7 protein-coding genes are annotated in these 7,743 nt (G+C 36.0%); all 7 read right to left on the minus strand.

All coding sequences use genetic code 11. The annotated features are described in order from the left end of the window. Positions 1-314: 314 nt before the first annotated feature. Complete coding sequence (locus ENL20_06510; GenBank protein HHE38207.1) at positions 315-1,265, minus strand: glycosyltransferase; 951 nt, start codon at positions 1,263-1,265, stop codon at positions 315-317. Positions 1,266-1,648: 383 nt separating this feature from the next. Then, positions 1,649-2,239: a phosphatidate cytidylyltransferase gene (locus tag ENL20_06515; GenBank protein HHE38208.1), complete on the minus strand. Its 591-nt coding sequence runs from the start codon at positions 2,237-2,239 to the stop codon at positions 1,649-1,651. 1 nt (position 2,240) lies between these two features. Further along, entirely contained in the window at positions 2,241-3,434 is a 1,194-nt protein-coding gene (locus ENL20_06520; GenBank protein HHE38209.1) for an NAD(P)/FAD-dependent oxidoreductase, read from the minus strand. After that, a complete protein-coding gene (locus tag ENL20_06525; GenBank protein HHE38210.1) occupies positions 3,431-3,601 on the minus strand; it encodes a 4Fe-4S dicluster domain-containing protein in 171 nt (56 codons plus the stop codon). The genes ENL20_06520 and ENL20_06525 overlap by 4 nt, the downstream gene beginning before the upstream one ends. 136 nt (positions 3,602-3,737) lie before the next feature. Beyond that, positions 3,738-5,306 carry a hypothetical protein gene (locus ENL20_06530; protein HHE38211.1) on the minus strand — a complete coding sequence of 523 codons (1,569 nt, stop codon included), beginning with the start codon at positions 5,304-5,306 and terminating at the stop codon, positions 3,738-3,740. A 129-nt stretch (positions 5,307-5,435) separates the two neighbouring features. Next, a complete protein-coding gene (locus ENL20_06535) occupies positions 5,436-6,653 on the minus strand; it encodes a hypothetical protein (GenBank protein HHE38212.1) in 1,218 nt (405 codons plus the stop codon). A 382-nt stretch (positions 6,654-7,035) separates the two neighbouring features. Further along, on the minus strand, positions 7,036-7,743 hold a 708-nt coding region (locus ENL20_06540; GenBank protein ID HHE38213.1), incomplete at its 5' end, for a DUF342 domain-containing protein.

Consider the following 7,743-nt stretch of genomic DNA (forward strand, 5'->3'; position numbering starts at 1 on the left):
AGGTCTCATTCAAAGAAATTCTTCCGAAGCAATCTGCTCCTCTAACTTAATGTGAAGCAAGAGATTGCTTCGTTTGTAACAGCAAGAAGAAAAACTCGCAAAGACATGTTTTTTGAATTCTGCTGAAAAACACTCAGTTATGCAGAACTCATCTATCTGCCATGCTGAGGATTTCTCTTTCCTGAAGGAAACAGATTCTTTCAAGTTCTTTCTCGAATGATCTGTAATTTTTAGGAACATCCTCAAGTAAACGCAACAGATTCCTCATAAGAACAGCAAGAAGGATCTTTGGAATGACAGTATTTCCTAATCTGCTATTTCCCGTTTTCAATATCCAGATTTATCGTTTCCTCAATCGAGATTTTCTTTCTTTTATTCAAGATCCTACCCTGATTAATGATCAGTTCCCCGAGAAGACCGATAGAAAAGAACTGGATTCCAACCATGATCAGTAAGATGGACAAATATAATAGCGGACGATTGGAAAGAGGTTGTCCGTAACCGAATTTCATAATGGTAAGATAAAGTCCGACCAGGAAACCGAAAATGGTGAAAGTCGTTCCAATCCGTCCGAAAAGATATAACGGACTATGAATGTAAGCTGTAACCAGTTTGACTGTTAGCAGATCAAGAAAACCTCGAACATATCTTTCGATCCCGTATTTTGATTTCCCGAATTCCCGTTTGCGATGTTCAACTGGAATTTCAGCAACCTTGAAACCTTTCGCATAAGCAAGAGCAGGTATATAACGATGCATTTCCCCGTAAATATCGAGTTCTTCAATCACTTCTTTCCTGTAGGCTTTGAATCCGCAATTATAATCATGCAATTTCAATTTGAAAGTTCCGGAGGTCACGGAATTGAAAAACTTTGAAGGGATTGTCTTGGATATCGGATCTCGTCTTTTTTTCTTCCAGCCTGTAACCAGGTCATATCCCTCTTCGATCTTTCTGATAAAATTGGGAATTTCTTTGGGATTATCCTGCAGGTCAGAATCCATCGTAAAGATGATATCTCCATTTGCATGCTCGAAACCGACCTGCAATCCGGCAGATTTCCCAAAATTCTTTCGAAATTTCAGAATTTTCACATTCCGGTCATTTTCAGATAATTTTTTCATTTTTTCAAAACTGCGATCCGTGCTGCCGTCATCAATAAAAATTATTTCGTAATCATAGTTTTTGATGTTGTCGATTATTTCTGAATATAATTGTTCCAAACTTTGTTCTTCATTAAAAACAGGGACAACAAAAGATAGTTTCATTATTTTTCCTTTTTAACCGCGAATATTCGCGAATAAGCTTTTTCTATAACCACGGAGCACAAGGATAGCACAGAGTAAATCTCCTCTTGAGAGGAGTACGGCTTCAGCCGCGAAGTGTGTTTCATTGATCATTCTAAATATCATGTAAAATCCTATGAAAACATTTCAAAAGATACTTAAATCGCAATGAGCAAAGCGAGTGTGATTCGAGGATCACAAATTATAAGCGGATTGTTCTCGATTCATACTCCGTCACGAGTTAAGCCCAACCTTCAGCACTTTTCTGAATCTCATATTTAAGAATTTATTTGAAGGAAGCTTCGGCAATTGAGGTTCTGCAAACATAGTCTGACACAGTCCTTACAACTTTAAAATTATTTATTCTAAACAAGAATATTTACCAGAGACATGACCAATCCTGAGGTGATCGGAATTTTTATATTGTCATCGATCGGCAAACGGGAAAATTCTGCTAAAGTTGCTGCCATTGCCCCAAAAAAAGCAATTGTCGGATCGATAAAAAAAAGAGCAAAGATAAATGTACTGACAAAACAGGCTAAACTTCCTTCCAGGCTTTTGCTCGTTCCAAACAGCTTTCTCTTGCCGAATGAAATTCCAATGATCGCTGCCAAAGTATCTCCAATTGACAGGAAACACAAGGATAGAAAAGCAATATCTTTAGGAAAAACTGCAATACAGAGAGTTGCTGAGACCATTAAATATGTTGCCCCCGTGAAATCATGGATTTCATGTTTGCGAAGCATGATCCCGAACATATTATAAAATATCCGTTTGTAAGTCCTGTGTTCAAGACGAATTATCTCGACGACAAGAGCAAGAACCGTCAGAGAACCAACAATAAGAAAAGCATTTTTTTGATGATAATGAAATAAATATCTATATGAAAACGGCAAGAGCAAAGAGCTGATATGAATCGATTTTCTGATGAGTTCTTTTTTTCTTTCAGAGTCCATTCTATTTCTTTAATTTACTGACAACAAAGGCTTTGGCAACATCAGCCATTAGTTTTGGATCACCCTTGACAGCTTCCGTGAATAGAGCTTTCAGGCTGAATTTTTCTTTGGGAATATTTTTGCAGATTTTTGCGATTTTGTTAAATCTATCATCTCCCATGAACATGAATTTTTCTTTCATCTTGAACATGGTTTTTTGAGTTCTTCCCAATCTTTTATCCCATTCTTTACGATATTTTTTCAGGAATTTTTTGTCAAATTTCCCAGTTCGAACAGCTTCAGCAGCTACCTTTCCGGCAATACTTCCGGCGATCATTCCCTGGGCAATTCCTCCGCCGGTCAGAGGATTGACCTGTCGCGCTGCATCTCCGACCAGCAGGATATTATCTCTGACGATCTCTTTTAAAGTTGCGGAAGTAGTAACTCCACCGCAAACCGTATATGTTTTTTTTACATCAGGATAAGTTTTTTCAATAAACTCATTTAGATATTCCTGCGGACCTTTTTTATGAGAAAGATGTCCGGCAACTCCAATCCCGACATTTGCCGAATTCTTAGATTTAGGAAAAATCCAGATATATCCGCCTGGAGCTATATCATTTCCGAAATAGAAATCTACACAACCCTCTTCTACCTTTAATCCAGAAAGTGTATATTGTACGCAGGTATCTATATCTTCGAGTCTTACTGCAGTTTTAATTCCAGCCCAGCGACCGACTCGAGATTCGACTCCATCTGCTCCGATCACCAGATCACATCTAATTTCATGAATTTTTCCAAAATATCTGTATTTTACTCCTGATATTTTATCTTTTTCCCATAAAAGACCGATAACATCAGCTTTGGTCAGAAGTTCTGCTCCATGCCTGCAGGCAACATCACAAAGAGCTTTATCGAATAATCTTCTTTCCAGGATATAACCGGCACCATTATTATACATTTTTGCATTTGTTCCATCCGGAGCATGCAAGCAGGCAACATCAATTTTAGCTGCAATCCAGCTTTCGTCGATTTCTATAAACGGAGCGATCCCCTCATGTGATACGCCTTCTGCACAGCGAACCGGAATTCCTGGTTCACGATCCCGTTCCAGCATTAAAACAGAGGCTCCATTTTCAGCAGCAAATCGAGCGGTTACACTTCCGGCAGGACCGGCTCCGACAACAATAACATCATACTTATCTTTGAGCATCAATCACCTTCCTCGATCGCTTTAAAGGGGCATACTTTCAGGCAATTCAGACAATTAGTGCATTTGTCATTATCGATCTTAACCTGGAATTCAGAAACAGATATCGCATCAACAGGGCAGACGGCAACACATGTTCCGCAAATATCACATAATTCTTTATTTATCTTCATCTTTACTCCGATGTTTTTATATTACAAGCTCCCGAAATATCAATATGACGAATTTGTGATTTCGTTCTACTATCGCCAATAATCATAAAAAAGTTCGGTTAATTTCATTTTGCTAAATGGAGAACCAAATAGGATATTAACAGAATTTCTGATCATTATCTTCATAATCAATAACATTAATATTCTTTCCGATCAGATTAAAAACAACTTTATAGTTTTTATCCATTTCAGGAAATAAAAAGTTGTTTATCCGATTTTTCCGAATATCTCTTCCAGGAATAAAATCTTTTATTAAAAAGACCGGTGCCGGATTTCCTTCCCCGAAAGGCTGTAAAAAATAAAGATCATTCTGAATGATCTCATTAATTTTATCAAGATGAGATGTATCTATGACAGCATCGATATTAATTTTCTGATTATCTTTGATCGCTTGCTTATTCAATTTGACATATTCATAAAACTTTTCAATGAATTTATCCCTTTCATGGAAATTAGTCCTGAAACCGGCAGCTTTTTTGTGACCTCCATACTGCACGAGATGTTCTTCACAGAACTTAAAGGCATCGACAAGATTAAATCCTTCCGTACATCTTGCTTCAGCAATAATTCCATTACCTCTTTGCCGGAGGATAACCGCAGGGATCATATTTTCTCGGGCGATAAAGGAAGCACTAATTCCGATCAATTCATTTGGAATTCTTCCAGCTTCATCATAATGTACAAAGCAGGGAATTGAATTTTCAGGTTTTATTTCATCAAGATAAGAAAGAACAGCATTCAGTTTCTTCTCATATTTTAAGACTTCTTCTGAAAGATCATTGAAAAATCTGCTTTTTTCAGTTTTTGCTGCCAGCAGGAATTTCAGAGATTTATTTTGACCATCAGTTTCTCTACCGTTAGAAAGTAATTTAATTATATATTTTATGTTTTTTTTCTTGGCATTATATTCATTGTTAAAATCAAGATGATTTTGAAGAAATGAAATATTATCATCATCAAAGTCAAGCCAGTCATCAAGCACATTTTTCACAATGATCCGATTCACACCAGAGAGCGGAACTTTATCGGAAATACTTCCCAAAGCAGTCCAGAACAAAAAGTTTTTGTCAACTTTGATTTTCAAAATTTCAGCAATTTGATTTATCAATAAATAAGTAACTCCAACACCGGCAAGCATTTTGTCCGGATAAGAGCAGTCTTTCTGTTTGGGATTAACGATTGCATAAGCATCCGGAAGCTCATCCGGAACAAGATGGTGATCGGTTATGATCACATCACATCCGAGAGCATTGATCCTTTTCACAGCATTGATCGAGGAAGAACCGCCATCGACAGTTATCAGAAGGTCATATTTTCCGGTTTTGATCTTTTTAATGAGACCATCCTGCAATCCGTGATTTTCGTATAACCTGTTTGGAATGTAAGAATAATGTAGTTGTGAACCGATCTTTTCCAGGAAATCGAACATAATGTAAGTTGAGCTTATTCCATCGAGATCGTCATGCCCGAAAATCATAATCTTCTGTTTGTTTTTAACTGCATCGATAATACGGTTCGCAGCCTTTTTTATATCTTTCATCAAAGATATATCCGGAATATTTTCAAAATTCGTATCAAAAAAGCTTTCCGGATAATTTCTTGTTCTTAAAATCTGTTCCGGGATCGAATAATTCTTCTCTTCCGAATATATCCATTTGAATTTCATTATTTTCTATACTCTAAATCCTTACATTTTTAAACAACTAACAATTACGAGCTTTTTCCTTTTTTGTTAGATTTTGTTCGTTTTGCCGTGTCCGGCTTTTGACGGATTCGCTGCTATTTTTTTTTGGAATTACATTCCGTCTGCTTTTGGAATATCGCGGTGTTCAATCTTTTTCGGTCTTTTGGAGAAAATATCAAAACCGGTGATGCCAAAATAGAACATCACGGCTTTATCTCTCATACCATTATCTTCTAAATCTCCCCTTAACAGGAATTTTACGGCAAGATCGAGTTTTTTACTGGGAGTTTTCAAAGGGATGGAACATCCCAAACTGAAAGCTTTTTCGATGATTTTTTCATCATTCTTTTTAAATGGTAATTCCCTATAATATCCTCCAAACCTGAGAGGAATCCTCTGATACCATTTTCCATAACCGCTGAGAGGATCATAAGCAAGTCCGCAAGCTAATTTATAAGTATTAAAATCCGAGCTTTCGGTTTCTTCCCAAAAATCGTAATTAATATCGAGAGATGTTTTATATTTTTCTAAAAATTTCCAGGTCATTCCTCCGGAAATTTTTCGCGGAATTTCATACTGGACCATATCACTTTCAATAACTTCCTCAAAAGGCTCATGATCATATTTGTAAATAGATTCTCCTTTCAGGTCAACTTCTGAACTATAAGCTGCAGCAAAAGAAACATTACCTATTTTTTTATTCCCGCCAAAAGAAAAACCGGCATTTTTATATGTTTCCTTTGTTTCTTCTTTAGCATCATTAAGCTCATCATCAAAATCGAGCTGCCAGAACCTGACTTTGCTGCCCAGATAATAATTTGCTGAAAAACCGAGATTCAGATATTTATTTTTGTAAGCATAAATAATATCAGTTTTGTAGATATTTGAGCGAAGACGATTCAATTCCCGATAATTATATTCCGTATTCTGTTCATCGATCCAGGTTCCAGTTATTTCATTATTCAGATTTCCGGAAGTATAGGAATTAAAGCAGAAAGCAAATTTGTGATTTTTGATGGGAACAGCAAGAGTAAAATATGGAAGATTCAAGCCATCATCCCGAAAACCGCTGCTTTTATTATCTGCATACCAGACATATCCCAACGCTACCGCCGTGGAAAAAATCACTTTGTTAGCGGTTGTTACAAGTGAGGGATTCGAATAATTCGTGTTGATCCTGAAAAGGTCTGAACTACCCGATCCTCCCATCCCGATTTCGTAAACATCATTCCCATAATTCTGTAAAGGCATACCGTCAAAGGAAAAAACCGAGTTTCCAAAGAGCGAAATACCCATCAATATGATGATCGTGAGAGATATTATTTTCATTTTTTCTCCTGTTCTTTCATAAATTATGATACACTACCTTTCCTTACCTTCCGAAGCTTTCTTTCACTTGTTCTTACGATAAGATTCGGAAGGATGCGAAAGCCCCAAACTTTCTGATCCGGCAACTGCCGGATAGAATTCCTTCATGAGAAGCTTCGGAAAGGCATCACATTTTTTTCATAAGTTTTCATAATTTATATTACACTACCTTTTAAATTTGCCAAATTTAAAAAATTTGGCAAATTTTATTCAAAAAATATATTACTCTTTTCTTTGTCAATTTTAAGTTGGATTTGATGCTGCAAAAAATACTTGAGAATCTATTGTTAAGTGTATAAAAAACAATTTCGCTTGTTTTATCACACAAGCAGGATTACCTGTTTTACTTTCTTTCAACCTGATTTAATATTAGTTCATCGTTGTTATTTTCAAAAAATATTCCATTAGATTCTTGAGAAATTCTTTTTGACTTGCTTAATATCCTGATAAAGCAATCCGGGAATAATTTCTTAATGATGGAGATGCGATTATTTTTGAGATCGCTTTTAAGAAAATTATCCAGTTTTTTTTCATATTCGGATTCGAGTTGCCTGCAATCGTTTTCAGGAAGAATTATCATTTTTTCTTTCAGGAAAGGAGCAACAGTAATCTCCAGTTCAGTCGGAATGGAAAACGGACTTCCTATAGAACCAATTTTTATATTACTGCCGCTTTGAGTTAATCCGCCCTTGATAAAAGTTTCTTCTTCACCGGAAATTCCCTGCTCTGATATTAACTTACAGAAGCGAGCATTTTTATGTATGATCATTTTTCCATGGCAGAAGATTTGTGATTTTTCCGCAGCTTTAAATTCGATATTTCCCTCGACCCGGATTTCAGAATTAATCAGATCACCATTTATTTTTATATCACCGGGAACTTGCAAAGTTTCATTTATGATATCTTTATTAAAAATAATCTGCTCAAAAACATTGATTTTTTTCTGCTTATCTGTGAAAAAATAACCTTCTTTTTCGGAATATATTTTGTTTTTGGAAAAATATACATTCTTCCCGATCAAGTTTTGGATACAATGTTCTCTACCTTCTTC

The organism is Candidatus Cloacimonadota bacterium (assembly GCA_011372345.1).
In the GTDB taxonomy this organism is placed as follows: Bacteria; Cloacimonadota; Cloacimonadia; order Cloacimonadales; family TCS61; genus DRTC01.

Bases quoted from the DNA above. Each gene is read 5' to 3' on its own strand.
- ENL20_06510 (HHE38207.1), bottom strand. From the start codon at position 1,265: ATGAAACTATCTTTTGTTGTCCCTGTTTTTAATGAAGAACAAAGTTTG.
- ENL20_06525 (HHE38210.1), bottom strand. From the start codon at position 3,601: ATGAAGATAAATAAAGAATTATGTGATATTTGCGGAACATGTGTTGCC.
- ENL20_06515 (HHE38208.1), bottom strand. From the start codon at position 2,239: ATGGACTCTGAAAGAAAAAAAGAACTCATCAGAAAATCGATTCATATC.
- ENL20_06535 (HHE38212.1), bottom strand. From the start codon at position 6,653: ATGAAAATAATATCTCTCACGATCATCATATTGATGGGTATTTCGCTC.
- ENL20_06530 (HHE38211.1), bottom strand. From the start codon at position 5,306: ATGAAATTCAAATGGATATATTCGGAAGAGAAGAATTATTCGATCCCG.